Annotated in this window: 18 protein-coding genes; all 18 read right to left on the bottom strand. The window is 59.9% G+C overall.

Features of this window, described 5'->3' with window-relative positions:
• Positions 1-139: 139 nt before the first annotated feature.
• The gene (gene kdsA / locus LOY52_RS05615; protein WP_258678625.1) at positions 140-985 is read right to left on the bottom strand and encodes a 3-deoxy-8-phosphooctulonate synthase; all 846 of its coding nucleotides are present in this window, start codon (positions 983-985) and stop codon (positions 140-142) included.
• Positions 986-989: 4 nt separating this feature from the next.
• Positions 990-2621: a CTP synthase gene (locus LOY52_RS05610; protein WP_003222153.1), complete on the bottom strand. Its 1632-nt coding sequence runs from the start codon at positions 2619-2621 to the stop codon at positions 990-992.
• 274 nt (positions 2622-2895) lie between these two features.
• Positions 2896-4224: a tRNA lysidine(34) synthetase TilS gene (gene tilS / locus LOY52_RS05605; RefSeq protein WP_258678624.1), complete on the bottom strand. Its 1329-nt coding sequence runs from the start codon at positions 4222-4224 to the stop codon at positions 2896-2898.
• Between the two features lie 125 nt (positions 4225-4349).
• Positions 4350-5297, bottom strand: coding sequence for an acetyl-CoA carboxylase carboxyltransferase subunit alpha (locus LOY52_RS05600; protein WP_064586192.1), 948 nt, complete (start codon positions 5295-5297; stop codon positions 4350-4352).
• Between the two features lie 139 nt (positions 5298-5436).
• Entirely contained in the window at positions 5437-8958 is a 3522-nt protein-coding gene (gene dnaE / locus LOY52_RS05595) for a DNA polymerase III subunit alpha (protein ID WP_258678623.1), read from the bottom strand.
• 76 nt (positions 8959-9034) lie between these two features.
• Positions 9035-9661 carry a ribonuclease HII gene (gene rnhB, locus LOY52_RS05590; RefSeq protein ID WP_027611036.1) on the bottom strand — a complete coding sequence of 209 codons (627 nt, stop codon included), beginning with the start codon at positions 9659-9661 and terminating at the stop codon, positions 9035-9037.
• Positions 9662-9669: 8 nt separating this feature from the next.
• Positions 9670-10800, bottom strand: a complete 1131-nt coding sequence (lpxB, locus tag LOY52_RS05585; RefSeq protein ID WP_237403037.1) for a lipid-A-disaccharide synthase — start codon at positions 10798-10800, stop codon at positions 9670-9672.
• 2 nt (positions 10801-10802) lie between these two features.
• Complete coding sequence (gene lpxA / locus LOY52_RS05580; RefSeq protein ID WP_123587099.1) at positions 10803-11579, bottom strand: acyl-ACP--UDP-N-acetylglucosamine O-acyltransferase; 777 nt, start codon at positions 11577-11579, stop codon at positions 10803-10805.
• On the bottom strand, positions 11576-12016 hold the full coding sequence (fabZ, locus tag LOY52_RS05575) for a 3-hydroxyacyl-ACP dehydratase FabZ (RefSeq protein ID WP_003222142.1): 441 nt from the start codon (positions 12014-12016) through the stop codon (positions 11576-11578). The genes lpxA and fabZ overlap by 4 nt, the downstream gene beginning before the upstream one ends.
• Before the next feature lie 106 nt (positions 12017-12122).
• The gene (gene lpxD, locus LOY52_RS05570) at positions 12123-13178 is read right to left on the bottom strand and encodes a UDP-3-O-(3-hydroxymyristoyl)glucosamine N-acyltransferase (RefSeq protein ID WP_027611033.1); all 1056 of its coding nucleotides are present in this window, start codon (positions 13176-13178) and stop codon (positions 12123-12125) included.
• 3 nt (positions 13179-13181) lie between these two features.
• Positions 13182-13685: an OmpH family outer membrane protein gene (locus LOY52_RS05565; protein WP_003222140.1), complete on the bottom strand. Its 504-nt coding sequence runs from the start codon at positions 13683-13685 to the stop codon at positions 13182-13184.
• 45 nt (positions 13686-13730) lie between these two features.
• A complete protein-coding gene (gene bamA, locus LOY52_RS05560) occupies positions 13731-16118 on the bottom strand; it encodes an outer membrane protein assembly factor BamA (RefSeq protein ID WP_258678622.1) in 2388 nt (795 codons plus the stop codon).
• Positions 16119-16192: 74 nt separating this feature from the next.
• Complete coding sequence (rseP, locus tag LOY52_RS05555; protein WP_258678621.1) at positions 16193-17545, bottom strand: sigma E protease regulator RseP; 1353 nt, start codon at positions 17543-17545, stop codon at positions 16193-16195.
• A 54-nt stretch (positions 17546-17599) separates the two neighbouring features.
• Positions 17600-18790 (bottom strand): 1-deoxy-D-xylulose-5-phosphate reductoisomerase, encoded by a 1191-nt coding sequence (ispC, locus tag LOY52_RS05550; protein WP_258678620.1) that lies wholly within the window; start codon positions 18788-18790, stop codon positions 17600-17602.
• Entirely contained in the window at positions 18787-19593 is an 807-nt protein-coding gene (locus LOY52_RS05545) for a phosphatidate cytidylyltransferase (RefSeq protein ID WP_258678619.1), read from the bottom strand. Before LOY52_RS05545 ends, ispC begins: the two co-directional genes overlap by 4 nt.
• Entirely contained in the window at positions 19593-20348 is a 756-nt protein-coding gene (gene uppS, locus LOY52_RS05540) for a polyprenyl diphosphate synthase (protein WP_003222128.1), read from the bottom strand. Before uppS ends, LOY52_RS05545 begins: the two co-directional genes overlap by 1 nt.
• A gap of 14 nt (positions 20349-20362) precedes the next feature.
• Positions 20363-20920 (bottom strand): ribosome recycling factor, encoded by a 558-nt coding sequence (frr, locus tag LOY52_RS05535; RefSeq protein ID WP_103520496.1) that lies wholly within the window; start codon positions 20918-20920, stop codon positions 20363-20365.
• Complete coding sequence (gene pyrH, locus LOY52_RS05530; RefSeq protein ID WP_003222124.1) at positions 20917-21660, bottom strand: UMP kinase; 744 nt, start codon at positions 21658-21660, stop codon at positions 20917-20919. Before pyrH ends, frr begins: the two co-directional genes overlap by 4 nt.
• Positions 21661-21793: the final 133 nt, after the last annotated feature.

Raw genomic sequence — 21793 nt, 5'->3', positions numbered from 1 at the left:
AGTTGACGAAAACGACGCAGCTAGAGGAAATCTTTTGACCGTCGGCAAGTGGTGTGCAGCGGGCAGCTTGCAGACGACAACGCACATGCCCGAGGGCATGTGCGACAAATCGTGCGGTACTTTACCGGAGAATTGAGCTTTACGCGGTTTCTACCGTCGGAAAACTCTTCACCAGTTCGTCCAAAGCTTTGAGCTGGGCCAGAAATGGCTCCAGTTTGTCCAGACGCAAGGCGCAAGGGCCGTCGCATTTGGCGTTGTCCGGATCCGGATGCGCTTCGAGGAACAGACCGGCCAGCGACTGGCTCATGCCTGCCTTGGCCAGATCCAGAACCTGCGCACGGCGACCGCCGGCGGAGTCGGCACGACCGCCAGGCATTTGCAGCGCGTGGGTCACGTCGAAGAATACCGGGTACTCGAACTGCTTCATGATGCCGAAGCCGAGCATGTCGACCACGAGGTTGTTGTAGCCGAAGCTCGAACCCCGCTCGCAGAGGATCAATTGATCGTTACCCGCTTCCACGCACTTGTTCAGGATGTGTTTCATTTCCTGAGGCGCGAGGAACTGGGCTTTCTTGATGTTGATCACAGCGTTGGTCTTGGCCATCGCGACGACCAGATCGGTCTGGCGCGACAGGAAGGCCGGCAGCTGGATGATGTCACAGACTTCAGCGACGACTGCGGCCTGATCAGGCTCGTGGACGTCGGTGATGATCGGCACGCCAAAGGCTTGTTTGATGTCCTGGAAGATGCGCATGCCCTCTTCCAGGCCAGGGCCGCGATACGAAGTCACAGAAGACCGGTTGGCCTTGTCGAAGCTGGCCTTGAACACGTAAGGGATACCGAGTTTCTCGGTGACCTTCACGTACTCTTCGCAAACCTGCATGGCCATGTCACGGCTTTCCAGCACGTTCATGCCGCCGAACGTCACCATGGGCTTGTCGTTGGCGATTTCGATGTTGCCAACACGGATGATCTTCTGTGCCATCGGGTTACGCCTTCTTCTGGTGTTGAGCCAACGCAGCTTTCACGAAACCGCTGAACAGCGGGTGACCGTCACGTGGCGTCGAGGTGAACTCCGGGTGGAACTGGCAAGCGACGAACCATGGATGATCCGGTGCTTCGACCACTTCAACCAGCGCGGCATCAGCGGAGCGACCGGAGATTTTCAGGCCGGCTTCGATGATTTGTGGCAGCAGGTTGTTGTTCACTTCGTAGCGGTGACGGTGACGTTCAACGATCACATCCTTGCCGTAGCAATCGTGCACCTTGGAGCCGGCTTCGAGCAGGCATTCCTGAGCGCCGAGGCGCATGGTGCCGCCCAGATCGGACGCTTCGGTACGCACTTCAACGGCGCCGGTGGCGTCTTCCCACTCGGTGATCAGACCCACGACCGGATGGCCGCTGGCGCGATCGAACTCGGTGGAGTTGGCGTCTTTCCAGCCGAGCACGTTACGGGCGAACTCGATGACCGCCACTTGCATGCCCAGGCAGATACCCAGGTACGGAACCTTGTTTTCACGAGCGTACTGAACGGCAGTGATCTTGCCTTCGACGCCGCGCAGACCGAAGCCGCCCGGAACGAGGATCGCATCGACACCTTCGAGCAGCGCAGTGCCCTGGTTCTCGATGTCTTCGGAGTCGATGTAACGCAGGTTGACCTTGGTACGGTTGGTGATGCCGGCGTGACTCATCGCTTCGATCAGCGACTTGTAGGCGTCCAGCAGTTCCATGTACTTGCCGACCATCGCGATGGTCACTTCGTGCTCTGGATTGAGCTTGGCATCGACGACCTTTTCCCACTCGGACAGGTCGGCGCCATTGCATTGCAGGCCGAAACGCTCGACGACGAAATCGTCCAGCCCCTGGGCATGCAGCACGGCCGGGATCTTGTAGATGGTGTCCACGTCTTCCAGGGAGATCACCGCACGCTCTTCAACGTTGGTGAACAGTGCGATCTTGCGACGCGACGACACATCCACCGGATGGTCGGAGCGGCAGATCAGCACGTCTGGCTGCAGACCGATCGAACGCAGCTCTTTGACCGAGTGCTGGGTTGGCTTGGTTTTGGTCTCGCCAGCGGTGGCGATGTACGGAACCAGCGTCAGGTGCATCAGCATCGCGCGCTTGGAACCGACTTCCACACGCAGTTGACGGATGGCTTCGAGGAACGGTTGCGATTCGATGTCGCCAACGGTGCCGCCGATTTCCACCAGAGCCACGTCGGCGTCGCCGGCACCCTTGATGATGCGACGCTTGATTTCGTCGGTGATGTGCGGAATCACCTGAATGGTTGCACCCAGGTAGTCACCACGGCGCTCTTTGCGCAGCACGTGCTCGTAGACACGGCCAGTGGTGAAGTTGTTGTTCTGGGTCATGGTCGTGCGGATGAACCGCTCGTAGTGGCCCAGGTCCAGGTCGGTCTCGGCGCCGTCGTGGGTGACGAACACTTCACCGTGCTGGAACGGGCTCATGGTGCCCGGATCGACGTTGATGTACGGATCCAGCTTGAGCATGGTGACCTTAAGTCCCCGCGCCTCCAGGATGGCTGCCAATGAAGCCGAGGCAATGCCTTTCCCCAATGAAGAAACAACACCGCCCGTGACGAATATGTAGCGCGTCATGAAAAACCCTAGAAGTCTGCGTTAAAGCGGTACGAGCCGCCGGGGAAAGCGAAGGAAGGCCGAAGCCCCCGATCACCTGCATTAATCACAGTGCACCTTTCAAAAAAACCGCCGCGTTGGGACAGACCGGCAGATGAAACACCGGTACGTTGCTCGCTACACATTTTTTGGAATCGCCCAGCAAAGACTGCTTGGTAATCGGCAACTCCTGCAATTCAGGCGAATCCACAGAAGTTGTATCAAGAAGGGAGCGTAGTCTACCGGAATGCCCCTTTCATCTCAAACCTTGATCTTCGTCTGTTGGCTGCCAATGCAATTTCCAGCCGTCCGGCCCCTGCCCGTCAAGCCCCGGCAGGTTCGCCACCGCGAGCAATTCTGCGCCGCGAAACAGCAGCGGCAATCTGCCACGGACGAAGCCCGGCAGCCCGCGCTCATTGAGCAGGCGCTTGAGATCGCGATGGCCGCGCTCCGCCAGATGCATTACCTCGCCGCCCTGCCGATAGCCAATCCGCAATGGCCCGACGGGAGTCTGCCCGCTGAACATGACACGTCCGTTATTCGCCAAGCGTAGCGTTGTCGACGGGTCAGGCCACTCACCACTGCCCGCCGGCGCGCGCAGCCAGTTGCCGCTCAACCACCATACCCGGCCGGCGCTGCGATGCAGCTCACCGTCGGCCAGACGCCAGATCGGCGAAGCATCGTTGGCAGCACCGCACAGGTTGTCCCAACCCGACCAATGGTCAGTGTCGGGCAGCCGAGTCAGCGGTTCGAGCCAGTGGCTGAGTGCGTTGCGCTGACGGGCGGCGGACAAATCCGCCAGCGGCGCCAGCTCCAGCGATGGCAGGCCCAGCCATGAGAACTCGCTCGGCGTGGCGGCTTGCGCCAGATCGAGCTGCGCCAGCTCATCAAGCAAACCTTGCGCCTCACGCAGATGCGCCGCGCTGCGGGCCATGCTCGCCTGCGCCTGCGGCCAGCGTGCGGTAAGCAACGGCAGCACCTGATGGCGCAGATAATTGCGCGAGAACTGCCGATCTTCGTTTGACGGGTCTTCGATCCAGCGCAACTGATGCGCGCGGGCGTAGGCCTCAAGCTCGGCGCGCGTGACGTCGAGCAATGGCCGCAGCAGCGTGCCCTGCCCCAACGGTCGCTGCGCCGGCATCGCCGAAAGTCCGCGAACACCGGCACCGCGCATCAAGCGAAACAACAAGGTTTCGGCCTGATCATCACGGTGCTGCCCGGTCAGCAGCACCTCATCCGCCTCGGTCAGCGAGGTGAACGCCGCATAGCGCGCCTCCCGCGCTGCCCTTTCAAGACTTGCGCCGGGTTGCACCGTCACTCGCATCACGTGCAAAGGGACACCCAGCGCATCGCAGACCGACTGACAATGTTCCGGCCACACATCGGCCGCAGCCTGAAGTCCGTGATGGATATGGATGGCGCTGAGCGCCGGCAGGGAATGGTGTCTGGCGAGATGGGCCAGCAGATGCAGCAGGACGGTGGAATCGAGACCACCGGAGAAGGCGATACGCCAGTGAGCGGCGTTGCGCCAAGGCTCAAGGCTCGACATAAGTCGCGACGGCAAATCACTCTTCGAAGAATTCATAGAGAGGGTCGCTTAATAAAGAACCCTGTAGGAGCTGCCGCAGGCTGCGATCTTTTGATCTTGATACAGCAAAATCAAAAGATCGCAGCCTGCGGCAGCTCCTACAGGGGTACTGCGCAGTCGACTTAGAGACCGTAGCTCATCAGACGATCGTAACGACGCTTGAGCAGCGCTTCGTTGTCGAACTTCTTCAGCATCGCCAGTTGCGAGCTCAGCTCGGCACGGATCGACGCAGCGGCAGCGGCCGGATCACGGTGGGCGCCACCCAGTGGCTCGCCGATTACCTTGTCGACGATACCCAGGCCTTTCAGGCGCTCGGCAGTGATGCCCATCGCCTCTGCGGCATCCGGTGCTTTTTCGGCGGTTTTCCACAGAATCGAAGCGCAACCTTCCGGCGAGATCACCGCGTAGGTCGAATATTGCAGCATGTTCAGCTGATCGCAGACACCGATCGCCAGTGCACCGCCGGAACCACCTTCACCGATAACGGTGGCGATGATCGGAGTCTTCAGGCGCGACATCACGCGCAGGTTCCAGGCGATAGCCTCGCTCTGGTTGCGCTCTTCAGCGTCAATGCCCGGGTAAGCACCCGGGGTGTCGATGAAGGTCAGGATCGGCATCTTGAAGCGCTCGGCCATCTCCATCAGACGGCAGGCCTTGCGGTAGCCTTCCGGACGCGGCATGCCGAAGTTGCGGCGTACCTTCTCGCGCACTTCACGGCCCTTCTGGTGGCCGATGATCATCACCGGCTGGTCTTCCAGGCGTGCCACGCCGCCCACAATGGCCGCGTCGTCGGAGAAGTGACGGTCACCGTGCAGTTCGTCGAACTCGGTGAAGATGTGCTCGATGTAGTCGAGGGTGTACGGGCGTTTCGGGTGACGCGCCAGGCGTGCGATCTGCCAGCTGGTCAGCTTGCCGAAGATGTCTTCGGTCAGCGTGCGGCTCTTGTCCTGCAGGCGGGAGATCTCATCGCCGATATTCAGCGAATTGTCATTACCGACCAAGCGCAACTCTTCGATCTTGGCTTGCAGGTCGGCGATCGGCTGTTCGAAATCTAGAAAATTCGGGTTCATAGGCGTCCGTCTTGGGTCGTGTCCCAAATGAGCTTGGGCCGGCCGGTTGTCTATTCGCGCCCTACCTTAAGGGAGAGGCGCGCTGAGGTCGAGATTAAAAATTCAGGTTGCGGGCAAGCGCAATGATGGCACTTGCCGGTCAACGGTATTGGAGGAAGACGTTGTCTCGCCCGAACTGGTCACGCAGGGCTTGAATCAACGCATCCGCCGGGTCGATTCGCCAGGTCTCGCCGAACTGCAGCAAGGTCTTCGCATCGGGACTGGTGTACTCCATGGTGATCGGGCACGCCCCGCGGTGACGCTTGAGCAGCTCACCCAACCAGCGTAGCTGATCGCCTTTCAAGTCCTGAGTGTGCAGCTTCAGGCGCAGGCTTTCGGCCAGATTGGTCCGCGCATCTTCCATGCTCATCACCCGCTTGACCCGCAGGCGCAGGCCGCCGGAGAAATCATCGTTGCTGACTTCGCCTTCAACCACCACCATCGCGTCGGTCTGCAACAGCGACTGCGCGGAGTGGAACGCATCGGCGAACAGCGAAGCTTCGATCCGCCCCGAGCGGTCGTCGAGGGTGATGAAGCCCATCTTGTCGCCCTTCTTGTTCTTCATCACCCGCAGCGCAATGATCATCCCGGCCACGGTTTGCGTGTCGCGGGCCGGTTTCAGGTCGATGATGCGCTGCCGGGCGAAACGGCGAATCTCGCCCTCGTACTCGTCGATCGGGTGCCCCGTGAGGTACAGGCCCAAGGTATCTTTCTCACCCTTGAGGCGTTCCTTGAGGGTCAGTTCCTTGGCCTTGCGGTGCGTCGCGTAAACGTCGGCATCTTCTTCGACAAACAGCCCGCCAAACAGGTCGGCGTGGCCACTGTCGTGGGTACGGGCGGTCTGTTCGGCAGCCTTGATCGCCTCTTCCATCGCCGCCAGCAGCACCGCGCGGTTGCGGTCGATGTTGGCCTGATAAGCCTTTTGCTCATCGTGGAAGTACGGACCGAGGCGGTCCAGCGCGCCGCTGCGGATCAGACCGTCCAGCGTGCGCTTGTTGATGCGTTTGAGGTCGACCCGGGCGCAGAAGTCGAAAAGATCCTTGAACGGACCGTCCTGACGCGCCTCGGTGATCGCTTCCACCGGACCTTCGCCGACACCTTTGATTGCGCCGAGGCCATAGACGATGCGGCCGTCGTCGTTCACCGTGAACTTGAACTCCGAAGTGTTCACGTCAGGCGCGTCGAGGCGCAGCTTCATCGTGCGCACTTCCTCGATCAAGGTCACGACCTTGTCGGTGTTGTGCATATCCGCCGAGAGTACCGCGGCCATGAACGGCGCCGGGTAGTGCGCTTTCAGCCAGGCGGTCTGGTACGACACCAGGCCATAGGCGGCGGAGTGGGATTTGTTGAAACCGTAACCGGCGAATTTCTCCACCAGGTCGAAAATGTTACCGGCGAGGTCGGCGTCGATATTGTTGGTCGCGCAACCTTCAATGAAGCCGCCACGCTGCTTGGCCATTTCCTCGGGCTTTTTCTTACCCATGGCTCGCCGCAGCATGTCCGCACCACCGAGGGTGTAACCGGCCATGACCTGGGCGATCTGCATCACCTGTTCCTGATACAGGATGATGCCGTAAGTCGGCGCCAGTACCGGCTTGAGGCCTTCGTACTGGTAGTCCGAGTGCGGGTACGCCAGTTCGGCGCGACCGTGCTTACGGTTGATGAAGTCGTCCACCATGCCGGACTGCAGCGGGCCCGGACGGAACAGGGCCACCAGTGCGATCAAGTCTTCCAGGCAGTCGGGCTTGAGCTTTTTGATCAGCTCTTTCATGCCGCGCGATTCAAGCTGGAACACCGCCGTGGTTTCGGCCTTCTGCAACAGGCTGTACGTCGGTTTGTCGTCGAGCGGAATGAACGCGATGTCCAGCGGCTCTTCGCCGACCTTGGCGCGGTCGCGGTTGATGGTTTTCAGCGCCCAGTCGATGATCGTCAGGGTCCGCAGGCCGAGGAAGTCGAACTTCACCAGGCCGGCGGCCTCCACGTCGTCCTTGTCGAACTGGGTTACCAGACCGTCACCGGCCTCGTCGCAGTAGATCGGCGAGAAATCGGTCAGTTTGGTCGGCGCGATTACCACACCACCGGCGTGCTTGCCGACGTTACGCACCACGCCCTCAAGCTTGCGCGCCATCTCCCAGATTTCCGCCGCTTCTTCATCGACCTTGATGAAGTCACGCAGGATCTCTTCCTGCTCGTAGGCTTTTTCCAGGGTCATGCCGACTTCAAACGGAATCATCTTCGACAGACGATCCGCCAGACCGTAGGACTTGCCCTGCACCCGCGCCACGTCGCGCACCACAGCCTTGGCAGCCATGGAACCGAAGGTGATGATCTGGCTCACCGCGTTGCGGCCGTATTTCTCGGCCACGTAGTCGATCACCCGGTCGCGACCGTCCATGCAGAAGTCGACGTCGAAGTCGGGCATCGATACCCGTTCCGGGTTGAGGAAACGTTCGAACAGCAGGTCGTATTCCAGCGGATCGAGGTCAGTGATCTTCTGCACGTAAGCCACCAGCGAGCCGGCACCCGACCCACGGCCAGGACCTACCGGCACACCGTTGTTCTTGGCCCACTGGATAAAGTCCATCACGATCAGGAAGTAACCGGGGAAGCCCATCTGGATGATGATATCCAGTTCGAAATTCAAGCGGTCGACGTAGACCTGACGCTTGGCTTCGTAGTCTTCAGTGGTGTCCTTGGGCAGCAGCACCGCGAGGCGTTCTTCGAGACCTTCAAAGGACACCTTGCGGAAATATTCGTCGATGGTCATGCCATCGGGAATCGGGAAATTGGGCAGGAAGTGCGTGCCCAGCTTCACTTCAATGTTGCAGCGCTTGGCGATCTCGACGGTGTTTTCGATGGCGTCGGGAATGTCGCTGAACAGCTCGGCCATTTCCTCGGCGCTTTTGAGGTATTGCTGATCGCTGTAATTCTTCGAACGCCGCGGATCGTCGAGGGCGCGGCCCTCACCGATGCATACGCGGGTTTCGTGGGCAGCGAAGTCTTCCTGCTTGATGAAGCGCACATCGTTGGTCGCCACCAACGGCGCGCCGAGCTTGTCGGCCAGAGCCACGGCACCGTGCAGCTGCTCTTCGTCGTTGGGGCGATTGGTGCGCTGAATCTCCAGATAGAAACGATCCGGGAACACCGCCATCCATTCGCGCGCCAGCGTCTCGGCTTCGTCCGGGTTGCCACTGATCATGGCCATGCCGATCTCGCCTTCTTTGGCGGCGGACAGCATGATCAGGCCTTCGTTGGCCTCGGCGACCCATTCGCGCTCGATGATGATCATGCCGTTGCGCTGGCCGTCGATGAAGCCGCGCGAGATCAGCTCGGTGAGATTGCGATAGCCCTTGGCGTTCATTACCAACAGGCTGATCCGGCTCAATGGCCCGTCCGGATCCTTGTTCGACAGCCACAGGTCGGCACCGCAGATCGGCTTGATGCCTGCGCCCATGGCGTTTTTATAGAATTTGACCAGGGAACACATGTTGTTCTGATCGGTGACCGCCACGGCCGGCATGTTCATGCCGGTCAGCGCCTTGACCAGTGGCTTGATCCGCACCAGCCCGTCGACCAGGGAGTATTCAGTGTGCAGGCGTAGATGAACGAATGAAGCCGGCATAGTGATCCTGTCCAGTTACATAGAGACAACAAGGCCCGGATTGTACCGGGCCTCGAACAAAACATCAGCCTTGCGCCTAAACCTGCGTCAGACCTTCCAGCGCCTCGTAAGCCTGTCGCACCGGGGCGAACGAGCGCCGGTGAATCGGTGTCGGGCCAAGCCGCACCAAGGCTTCCAGATGAACGGGCGTCGGATAGCCTTTATGGCCGCCGATGCCGTACCCCGGGTAGATCAATTCGAATGCAGCCATTTCACGGTCGCGGCTGACTTTGGCCAGAATCGACGCGGCAGCGATGGCCGGCACCTTGCCGTCGCCCTGCACCACCGCTTCGGCGCGCATCGGCAGTTTCGGGCAGCGGTTACCGTCGATCATCGCCAGTTTCGGCTGAATATGCAGCCCGGCCACCGCGCGCTGCATGGCAAGCATGGTCGCGTGCAAAATGTTCAGCTCGTCGATTTCCTCGACTTCGGCGCGGGCGATGCACCAGCTCAGGGATTTCTCGATGATCTCGTCGTAGAGCTTCTCGCGCTTGGCTTCGGTGAGCTTCTTCGAATCGTTGAGGCCGAGGATCGGCCGGTTCGGATCGAGGATCACCGCCGCCGTGACCACCGCGCCGCACAACGGGCCGCGACCGACTTCGTCGACACCGGCCACCAGCTCTTCGACTTCGGCAACCAGGGTGAAATCCAGCCCCATCTGCATCGTCTTGCTCATTGTTTCTGACCGATCAGGTTGAGGACGGCATCCGCCGCCTGATTGGAGGCATCCAGCCGCAAGGTGCGGTGGATCTCGTCGAAGCCTCGGGTCTGTTCTTCGCCGCCTTCGATCAGCGGCGCCAGGGTCTGCGCCAATGCCTCGACTGTCGCATCATCCTGCAACAGTTCCGGCACCAACAGACGCTGGGCCAACAGGTTTGGCAGCGACACGTACGGACTCTTGACCATGCGCTTGAGAATCCAGAAGGTCAGCGGCGCCAAGCGATACGCAACGACCATTGGCCGCTTGTAGAGCAACGCTTCCAGCGTCGCCGTGCCGGAGGCGATCAGCACCGCGTTACACGCCGCCAAGGCCAGATGCGACTTGCCGTCGAGCAGGGTTACTGGCAAGTCGCGGCCAACCAGCAACTCTTCGAGCTGAGCGCGACGCTCGGCATTGGCGCACGGGATGACGAAGCGCAGCCCGGGGCGCATGGCCCGCAGACGTTCGGCAGTATCCAGGAACAGCGCACCGAGCCGGCCGACTTCGCCACCGCGACTGCCGGGCATCAACGCCACCAGCGGCCCGTCGGGCAAGCCGAGTTCGGCACGCGCTGCGGCGCGATCGGCCTGCAGCGGAATGGTATCGGCCAACGTATGACCGACGAACCGCACCGGCACGCCCTTCTCTTCGTAGAATTTTGCTTCGAACGGCAACAGGGTGAGCATCAGATCGCAGCCTTCGCGAATCTTCAGCACACGCTTCTGGCGCCACGCCCACACCGAAGGGCTGACGTAATGCACGGTCTTGATCCCGGCCTGACGCAGCTTGAGCTCGATGTTGAGGTTGAAATCGGGAGCGTCGATGCCGATGAACACGTCAGGTTTCTCGGCAATCAACGTGGCGATCAGGTCCTTGCGGCGCTTGAGCAACTCGCGCAGCCGTCCGAGGACTTCCACCAGCCCCATGACCGACAGGCGCTCCATGGGGAAATAAGACGTCAGGCCCTCGGCCTGCATCAACGGGCCGCCGACACCGATGAACTCGACTGCCGGATGTTGAGCCTTAAGGGCGCGCATCAGACCGGCGCCCAAAATATCACCGGAAGCCTCTCCCGCCACCAGCGCAATACGCAGACTGGCCATGATCAGCGGGTGATGCCGCGAGTCGACGACTGGATCGAGTCACGAAACAGCGCAACTTCCGGGAACTGCGCAGCAGGCTCGGCCAATTCGGCCAACGCTTGCTCCACGGTCAGGCCCTGGCGATACACCGTTTTATAGGCGCGGCGCAGCGCATGAATCGCGTCTTCGCTGAAACCACGACGGCGCATGCCTTCGAAGTTCATGCTGCGCGCTTCGGCCGGGTTACCGAACACGGTAACGAACGCCGGAACGTCCTTGCCGATGGCGGTGCCCATGCCGGAAAAGCTGTGGGCGCCGATGTGGCAATACTGATGCACCAGGGTGAAACCGGAGAGGATCGCCCAGTCGTCAACGTGCACATGCCCGGCCAACGCGGTGTTGTTGACCAGAATGCAGTGGTTGCCGATCACGCTGTCATGCCCGATGTGGGCGTAGGCCATGATCAGGTTGTGATCGCCCAGCGTGGTTTCCGAACGGTCCTGCACGGTGCCACGGTGAATCGTCACGCCTTCGCGAATGACGTTGTGATCACCGATCACCAGACGGGTTTCCTCACCCTTGTACTTCAGGTCAGGGGTGTCTTCACCGACCGAGGAAAACTGGTAGATGCGATTGTGCTTGCCGATGCGGGTCGGGCCTTTGAGGACCACATGCGGTCCGATCACAGTACCCTCGCCGATTTCCACACCTGCGCCGATGATCGACCACGGGCCGACCTCGACGCCGTCAGCCACAACGGCCGACGGATCGATGATTGCGCGAGGGTCAATCAAACTCATAGCTTGCGTTCCGCACAGATGATTTCAGCCGAGCAGACCGGCTTGCCATCGACCGAAGCCTGGCATTCGAATTTCCAGATCTGACGCTTGCAGCTGATGAACTTGGCTTCCAGGATCAACTGGTCGCCCGGCAGCACTGGCTGGCGGAAACGCAGTTTGTCGGAACCGACGAAGTAGTAAAGGGTGCCATCGGCCGGTTTCACGTCGAGCATTTTGAAACCGAGGATCCCGGCAGCCTGGGCCATCGCTTCGATGATCAGTACGCCCGGCATGATCGGGTGCGCCGGGAAGTGGCCGTTGAAGAATGGCTCATTGATGCTGACATTCTTGTAGGCGCGAATGCGCTTGCCTTCAGTGTCCAGTTCCACCACCCGGTCCACCAGCAGGAACGGGTAACGGTGAGGCAGGTATTCGCGAATCTCGTTGATGTCCATCATTTCGGGGGGAAGCCTATGTAAAGATTGGGAGCGCGACTGACGCGCACTCCTCTAGCAAATCAAGGAGGCAGTCTAGAGGCTGTGCACACTTGATATGGAAATGGTATCAGCCATCAGATGAAGCATTGCTGCCGGGGGTCACTTCCCCGACGCGCTTTTCCAGCTGCTTCAAACGTCGCGCGAGGTCATCGAGCTGACGGATGCGGGCCGCGCTTTTGCGCCATTCGGCCGCCGGTTGCATGGCTGTGCCGGAAGAATAGGCGCCTGGCTCGGTAATCGAGTGGGTCACCATGGTCATCCCGGTCAGGAAAACGTTGTCGCAAATATCGATGTGCCCAACCAGGCCAACACCACCGGCGAGCATGCAATGCTTGCCGATTTTGGTGCTGCCGGAGATACCGACACACGCCGCCATCGCAGTGTGATCACCGACCTGGACGTTGTGCGCGATCTGGATCTGGTTGTCGAGTTTCACGCCGTTGCCGATCACGGTATCTGCCAGCGCGCCACGGTCGATGGCGGTATTCACGCCGATCTCGACATCGTCGCCGATGGTCACGCCGCCGATCTGGGCGATCTTCTGCCAGATACCTTTCTCATTGGCAAAACCGAAGCCTTCACCGCCGAGCACGGCACCGGACTGGATCACCACACGCTTGCCGATGCGCACGTCGTGATACAGCGTCACCCGAGGAGCGAGCCAGCCGCCCTCGCCGATTTCACTGCGGGCACCGATGACGCAATGAGCGCCCAGGGTGACTTGCGCGCCGATGCGCGCACCGGCCTCGATTACCACGAATGGGCCGATGCTGGCGCTTGGATCAACCACCGCATCCGGCGCAATCACCGCTGTGGGATGAACACCCGCAGTGGCTTTCGGTTTGGGATCGAACAGATGGGAGATACGGGCGTAAGCCAGATAAGGATCCGGCACCACCAGGGCGTTGCCGGCAAAACCTTCGGCATCGGCTTCCTTGAGCAACAGCGCAGCCGCCTGGGAACTTGCCAGGTATTTGCGATATTGAGGATTTGCCAGAAAGCTCAACTGAGCTGGGCCAGCCTCCTGCAAGGTGGCTAGCCCAGTAATTTGCTTCTCGGGGTCGCCACGCAGGGTGGCGCCGAGGAACTCGGCCAACTGGCCGAGCTTGATAGTCACGGTCATGGGTTACTTCAGCTGATTCATGCGCTCGATAACCTGGCGCGTGATGTCGTACTGAGGTTTGACATCGATCACTGCGCCACGCTCGAACACCAGGTCAAAACCACCTTTCTTGATGACTTCTTCCACTGCGCTATCCAGTTTCGGCTTCAGTTGCTTGAGCATTTCGCGGTCGGCAACTGCCTTGGCTTCGTTCAGCTCCTTGGACTGGAACTGGAAGTCACGGGCCTTTTGCTTGAATTCAAGCTCCAGACGCTCACGCTCGCCCTGCTGCATCTTGTCGCCACCGGCCATCAGACGGTCCTGAATGCCCTTGGCGCTGCTTTCCAGCGTCTTGAGCTTGGTCAGTTGCGGACCGAACTTCTTCTCGGCATCCACGGCGTATTTCTTGGCCGCATCGGATTCCAGCAATGCCATCTGATAGTTCAGAACAGCGATTTTCATGTCGGCGAACGCCGGGCCTGCCACCAGTACGGAGGCCAGGAGAACCAATTGAGTCAACTTACGCACGATGCACTCCTACAAAATCCATTGTCGTTATCTTGGGTCAGACGCTTAGAACGTCTGGCCGAGGGAGAATTGGAACACTTGAGTTTCAGCGTCATCCGGTTTCTTGATCGGCATGGCCAACGCGAAGCTCAAAGGCCCCAGTGCGGTTACCCACGTCACGCCCACACCGACGGAACTGGCCATGTTGCTCAGGCTGATGTCGTTGCACTGAGTGTTGGCTTTTGTACCGTCAGCATTGGTAGTCGACTTGCAAGTCGAATCGAACACGTTACCCACGTCCCAGAATACTGAGGTACGCAGGGAGCGCTGATCCTTCACGAATGGCAGCGGGAACAGGACTTCAACACCACCCTGGATCAGCACGTTACCACCGAACGGCAGCGGATCCTGATCCGGGTCAGCCAGCGTACCGGCGTTACCTGTAACGCCGACACCACGGCTAGGAGTACTGCGCGGACCAAGCGTACTGTCTTTAAAGCCGCGAACCGAGTTGAAACCACCAGCATAGTAGTTTTCATAGAACGGCAAGCCGTCGGTCGAACCATAACCGTCGCCATAACCCAGTTCGGTGTGCAGACGCAGGGTGTAGTTTTCGGTGATCGGCTGGAACAACTGACCACGGTAGTCGAGTTTGTAGAACGACAGGTCGCTGCCCGGAATCGTGGTTTCCAGCGTCAGGCTCTGCGAACGGCCACGGGTCGGCAATACGCCCTTGTTCAGGGTCGACTCGGACCAGCCGGCCGAAGCCTTGAAGTTCAGGTAGTTGTCGCCTTCCTTGTTAACGAAGTCGAAAATCTCGTCAACGGTGTATTGACCGGTCTTGATCTTGTCCTGCTGAGCGGACAGACCGAAGGTCAGACGCGAAGTCTCGCTGATCGGGTAGCCAACGTTGACGCCGGCACCCAGGCTGTCTACCGCATAGCTTGCTACGTCGACGTCGAGGTCTTTGTAGTCGGTGGTGCGATAGAACGCGTTGTAACCCAGGCTCACGCCATCGGCGGTCCAGTACGGGTCAACGTAGCCGAAGTTGTAGCGGCTCTGGTATTCACTGCGGGTCAGGCCCACGCTCACACGGTTACCGGTACCCAGGAAGTTGTTCTGAGTAATCGAACCACCGAGGATCAGACCGGCGCTCTGGGCGAAACCGACGCTGGCGGTGATCGAACCGGAGGCCTGCTCTTCAACGGCGTAGTTCACGTCAACTTGGTCGTCGACACCCGGCACAGCCGGCGTCTCGACGTTCACTTCTTTAAAGAAGCCCAGACGCTCCAGACGGGTCTTGGACTGGTCGATCAGATAGGTCGAAGCCCAGCCACCTTCCATCTGACGCATTTCACGACGCAGCACTTCGTCCTCGGACTTGGTGTTGCCACGGAAGTTGATGCGGTTGACGTAGGCGCGCTTGCCTGGATCGACGGCAAACAGGATGTCCACAGTATGATCGTCGTCATGCGGCTGAGGTATACCGTTGACGTTGGCGAAGGTGTAACCCTCGTTACCCAGACGGCGAGTGATCAGTTCGGAGGTGGTGGTCATCAGCTTGCGCGAGAACACCTGACCTTTCTGCACCAGCAACAGCGACTTGACCTGGTCTTCAGGCACTTTCAGGTCACCGCTGAGCTTGACGTCACGAACGGTGTACTTCTCGCCTTCGGTGATGTTGACGGTGATGTAGACGTGCTTCTTGTCCGGGGTGATGGACACCTGGGTCGAAGCGATATCCATGTTGATGTAGCCACGATCCAGATAGTAGGAACGCAGGCGCTCCAGGTCACCGGAGAGTTTTTCACGGGCGTACTTGTCGTCGTTCTTGAAGAACGACAGCCAGTTGGTGGTTTTCAGCTCGAACAGGTCGATCAGATCGTCATCAGGGAAGACCGTGTTACCCACCACGTTGATGTGCTGGATGGCCGCCACGGTGCCTTCGTTGATCTTCACTTTCAGCGCCACACGGTTACGCGGCTGCGAAACCACTTCGGTATCGACGGTCGCCGAGTAACGGCCCTGGGCAACGTACTGACGTTGCAACTCGTTACGGACACCTTCGAGGGTGGCGCGCTGGAAGATCTCGCCTTCGGACAGACCGGACTGCTTCAGGCCTTTCATCAGGTCTTCGGTAGAGATCGCCTTGTTGCCTTCGATCTCGATACTCGCGACCGACGGACGTTCGACGACCGTGATCACCAGAACGTTGCCTTCGCGGCCCAGCTGGATATCTTGAAAGAAACCGGTTTTGAACAACGCACGAGTGGATTCCACCAGGCGACGATCATCCGCCTGCTCGCCGACGTTCAACGGCAAGGCACCAAAGACGCTACCCGCGGAGACCCGCTGGAGGCCATTGACGCGAATATCAGAGATAGTGAAGGACTCGGCGTGAACTTCGGCGATCATCAATACGGTGAGAACCGCAGTTAGCAGCAGACGTTTCATGAAGTCCTTTCTTATTCCAACTGGCAATAAACAAACTGCCGCAAAATGCGGCAGATTCGCAATTCAGCGAAGCTTTACAGTCGACCCAGATCATTGACCAGAGCAAGCAACATCACTCCGACCACCAAACTGATACCGATCTGCACCCCCCAACCTTGCACCCGATCCGACAAGGGGCGACCACGCACCCACTCAATCAGATAAAACAACAAATGCCCCCCATCCAGTACAGGAATGGGCAGCAAATTCAGAACCCCCAGGCTAATACTCAGATAAGCAAGGAAATTCAGGAAATCAGCAACGCCCGACTGGGCAGAAGCGCCCGCCACTTTAGCAATGGTTATCGGCCCACTCAAGTTTTTTACCGAGAGCTCGCCAAACAGCATTTTCTTCAGTGAGTCCAGCGTCAGGATGCTCATGGTCCAGGTACGCCGGGCACCCTCGCCAATCGCGGCCAACGGGCCATAACTGACCTCGCGGATCATTTCCGGCGGCCAGTCCACAGCTTTCACGCCAGCGCCCAGATAACCGCTCGGCGCCTTGCTTTCGCCACGCGCAGCCAGGGTCACCGGGACGTCGATTTGAGCACCGTCGCGCTCGACGCGCAGCAAGATTTTGGTATCAGGACGCGTACGAACGGTATCGACCACTTGCTGCCAGTCACCCAGCGCCTGGCCATCGAGCGACAACAGGCGGTCTCCGGTTTTCAGACCAGCGGCCTGCGCCGGACCTTTTGGATCGAGCTCGGCCAGCACTGGCGGCAAGGCCGGGCGCCATGGGCGAATACCCAGCGAGCGAATCGGATCGGGCTCATCAGCCCCTTTGAGCCAGTGATCCAGCGCCAGCTCGCGCGGCATATCCGCGGTAGACCCCTGCTCGCGTACGAGCAACTGCAGGGAACCGCTTTCCCCAAGACGACGGACCAACTGCAAATTGACGGCCGCCCAGCCGGAAGTCGGCTCACCATCGATGGCGACGATTTCCTGACCGGCATTCAAACCGGCCTTGGCCGCGATGCTGCCGGGCTCGACGGCACCGATGACCGGGCGGATCTGCTCACTGCCGAGCATGGCCAGCACCCAGAAAAACACCAGGGCCAGCAGGAAGTTGGCGATCGGTCCCGCCGCGACAATAGCGATGCGCTGGCGAACCGATTTGCGATTGAAGGATTGATGAAGCTGATCGGCCGGTACTTCGCCCTCACGCTCATCGAGCATTTTGACGTAGCCACCCAGCGGAATCGCGGCGACGACAAACTCGGTGCCCTGCTTGTCGTGCCAGCGTAGCAGGGGCATGCCGAAGCCTACGGAGAAACGCAAAACCTTGACGCCACAGCGACGCGCGACCCAGAAGTGGCCGAATTCGTGAAAGGTGACCAGTACACCCAAAGCGATCAGGGTGCCGGCAATCATATAGAGCGCGCTCATCTACTTTCTCCGCAATCCTGTTCAGTGCCGCGTGAAGCCATGGTTCTGCAACGGCTATCGGCCGTGACGATTCAGCCACTGTTCGGCCAGAATCCGCGCTTTCGCGTCTGCGGTAAACACCGCGTCCAGATCCTCAAGCGCAACCACTGGCTCGAGGTTCAGCACGTACTCGATGATACTCGCGATTTCCAGATAGCCAACGCGTCCGTCGAGAAACGCCGCGACTGCCACTTCGTTGGCCGCATTGAGCATGGCCGGCGCACTGTTGCCGGCCTCCGCCGCCTGCCGCGCCAGGCGCAGGCAAGGGAAGCGCTGTTCGTCCGGCGCCTCGAAATCCAGGCGCGCAACGGCAAACAGATCCAGCGGCGCCACACCCGAGTCGATCCGCTCAGGCCAAGCCAATGCGTTGGCAATCGGCGTGCGCATGTCAGGGTTGCCCAACTGCGCCAATACCGAGCCATCCACATAATCGACCAGCGAGTGAATCACACTCTGCGGATGAATCACCACCTCCACCTGCGACGGCTTGGCATCGAACAGCCAGCAGGCCTCGATCAACTCCAGGCCCTTGTTCATCATGCTGGCCGAGTCCACTGAGATCTTGCGGCCCATGGACCAGTTCGGGTGCGCACACGCCTGATCAGGCGAAACATGTGACAGCTCGCTCATCGGCGCCTGACGGAAAGGACCGCCCGAGGCCGTAAGCAGAATCCGCCGCACGCCGACCGCACCCAGACCGCGGGCAAAATCCTGTGGCATGCACTGGAAGATCGCGTTGTGCTCGCTGTCGATCGGCAGCAACACCGAACCGCTCTTGTGCACGGCCTGCATGAACAGCGCGCCGGACATCACCAGCGCTTCTTTGTTGGCCAGAAGGATTTTCTTCCCGGCCTCCACCGCTGCCAGGGTCGGGCGCAGGCCCGCGGCACCAACGATGGCAGCCATCACGGCATCGACTTCGGGCGCGGAGGCGACCTGGCACAGCCCCTCCTCCCCGACCAATACGCGAGTGGACAGGCCGGCAGCCCGCAAGTCGTCCTGCAAACCGCGCGCCGCCGCCACTTCCGGCACCACCGCAAACTGCGGCACATGGCGGATGCACAAGGCCAGCAACTCGCTCAGGCGCGTGAAACCACTCAGGGCGAAAACCTGATAACGCTCGGGATGACGAGCGATGACGTCAAGGGTGCTCAGACCGATCGAGCCGGTGGCCCCCAGAACGGTAATCTGTTGCGGGCGGCTCACGGTGCAGCCATCCACAGCAATACGGCAAAAATCGGGATCGCAGCCGTCAGGCTGTCGATGCGATCAAGCACACCGCCATGACCGGGCAGCAGGTTGCTGCTGTCCTTGATGCCGGACTGACGCTTGAACATGCTTTCGGTGAGGTCGCCCACCACCGAAATGAATACGATCAATGCAGCGCCGACCAGCCCCTTGAGCAGCTCAGCCACCGTCCAGTCACGAACCAGGCCGACGATCGCAGTGATCACCAGACTCAGCGCCAGGCCACCATAAACGCCTTCCCAGCTTTTCCCCGGGCTGACTTGCGGCGCCAGCTTGCGCTTGCCGAAGGCACGGCCGGAGAAATAGGCACCGATGTCGGCCCCCCAGACCAGCACCATCACCGCCATGATCAGCCAGTTACCCAGTGGGTACTGCTTGATCTGCACCAGGCCTTGCCAGGCCGGCAACAGGATCAGCAAGCCGATCACCAGCTTGGTGGCCGCCGTGGACCAGTGCTCGCTCGAGCGCGGATACGTCAGCACCAGATACGTCGCCACTGCCCACCACAACACCGAAGCGCCGAACACCCAAGGGGCGAGGCCCGGCAGGACGTACATGACGAACAGCATCAGCGCGACGACAGCGGCAAAGCCGACACGGAACGACTGCGCGGTGAAGCCCGCCAGGCGCGCCCATTCCCAGGCGCCCAGGCTGACGACCAGACCGATGAACAGCGCAAAACCGGCCCCTTCGAGCAGGAAAAACCCGCACAAAGCGATCGGCAGCAGGATCAGCGCAGTGATGATTCGTTGTTTAAGCATTAAACCCGGGCTCCAGCTTCGACCTGTTCACTCGTTTTACCGAAGCGACGCTGGCGCGAAGCGAAATCGGCCAGCGCGGTGCGCATGGCTTCGTGTTTGAAGTCCGGCCAGAACAGGTCGGAGAAGTACAACTCGGCATACGCCAGTTGCCACAGCAGGAAGTTGCTGATGCGGTGCTCGCCACCGGTGCGGATGCACAGGTCCGGCAACGGCAGGTCGCCGGTGGCCAGACAGGTCTGCAGCAGATCCGGAGTGATGTCTTCCGGACGCAGATGCCCGGCCTGGACTTCACGCGCCAGACGCTGCGCCGCCTGGGCAATATCCCACTGACCGCCGTAGTTGGCGGCGATCTGCAGGATGAAGCGGTTGGCGCCAGCCGTCATGGCTTCTGCCTCGCGCATCGCCGCCTGAAGCTCAGGATGGAAGCGCGAGCGATCGCCGATGATGCGCAAGCTGATGTTGTTGTCGTTAAGGCGCTTGGCCTCACGACGCAGCGCCTTGAAAAACAGATCCATCAAGGCACTGACTTCATCGGCCGGGCGCTGCCAGTTTTCACTGGAAAAGGCGAACAGGGTGAGCACTTCGACCTTGGCCTCGGCGCACACCTCAATTACCGCCCGCACAGCATCCACGCCGGCCTTATGCCCGGCGACACCCGGCATAAAGCGTTTTTTCGCCCAGCGATTATTGCCATCCATGATGATCGCGACATGGCGCGGCACCGCGGACGGCGCAGACTGCTTGGTCTTGTCCATTTAAAACTCGACCCTTATACGGCCATCAGGTCTTTTTCTTTCTCGTCCGTGGCCTTGGTGATCTGGGCCTCGAAGTCTTTGGTCAGCTTGTCGATTTCAGCGGTGGCACGACGCTCTTCGTCTTCGCTGATTTCTTTATCCTTGACCAGTTTTTTCAGCTCGCCCAGCGCATCACGGCGGATATTGCGCACGGCAACACGCGCATCTTCGGCTGCCGCACGCGCCTGCTTGGTGAAGCCCTTACGGGTTTCTTCGGTCAGGGCCGGCATGGAGATCAGCAGCAGTTCACCCAGGTTGGTCGGGTTCAGGTTCAGACCGGCGCTCTGGATCGCTTTGTCGACGGCCGCCAGCATGTTGCGCTCGAAAGCGACGACTTGCAGGGTGCGGGAGTCTTTTACAGTGATGTTGGCCACTTGAGTGATGGAAGTGTCTGCGCCGTAGTACGGCACCATCACGCTGCCCAGGATGCTTGGGTGAGCCTTGCCAGTACGAATCTGACCGAATGCATGGGCCAGAGAGTCCAGGGATTTCTGCATGCGCTCTTGAGCGTCTTTCTTGATTTCGTTGATCATTGTTGACCTTCCTCGATCAGAGTGCCTTCAGCGCCGCCATGCACGATGTTCAGCAGGGCGCCAGGCTTGTTCATGTTGAATACGCGCAGCGGCATCTTGTGGTCGCGGCACAGGCAAATTGCTGTCAGATCCATTACACCCAGCTTGCGATCCAGTACTTCATCATAAGTCAGATGATCGAACTTCTCGGCATGCGGGTCTTTGAACGGGTCAGCGGTATAGACGCCATCGACCTTGGTCGCCTTCAGAACGACATCGGCGTCGATCTCGATGGCACGCAGGCAGGCTGCCGAATCCGTGGTAAAGAACGGATTGCCGGTACCGGCGGCGAAAATCACCACGTCCTTGGAGTTCAGGTGGCGCATGGCTTTGCGACGATCATAGTGATCGGTCACGCCAACCATGGAAATGGCCGACATCACGATGGCCGAGATATTGGCACGTTCCAGCGCATCACGCATGGCCAGGGCGTTCATCACAGTGGCCAGCATGCCCATGTGGTCACCTGTTACCCGATCCATGCCAGCCTTGCTCAAGGCCTCGCCACGGAACAGGTTGCCACCGCCGATCACCAGACCGACCTGTACGCCGATGCCGACCAGTTGGCCGACTTCCAGCGCCATCCGATCCAGCACTTTCGGATCGATCCCGAACTCTTCCGAGCCCATCAGGGCCTCGCCGCTAAGCTTGAGTAGAATGCGTTTATAGCGAGCCTGATAACCACTGCCCTGCTGAGCCATTGCCAATCTCTCCTGCGGCGTATTTAAAAAATTCTGTGCAAGCTGTTTTACAGCTGCCGTTCACTCTAGCTTGGCGCTGCTTCAGCGCCATCGGAACCTGGCTTTGTAAGTCAGTTCCCAGTGGAAACCAATT

It is taken from the genome of Pseudomonas sp. B21-051, from assembly GCF_024748795.1.
Classification (GTDB): domain Bacteria; phylum Pseudomonadota; class Gammaproteobacteria; order Pseudomonadales; family Pseudomonadaceae; genus Aquipseudomonas; species Aquipseudomonas putida_A.
The sequence above is the reverse complement of the archived record's forward strand: the minus strand, read 5'-3'. Positions and strand labels throughout refer to the sequence as shown.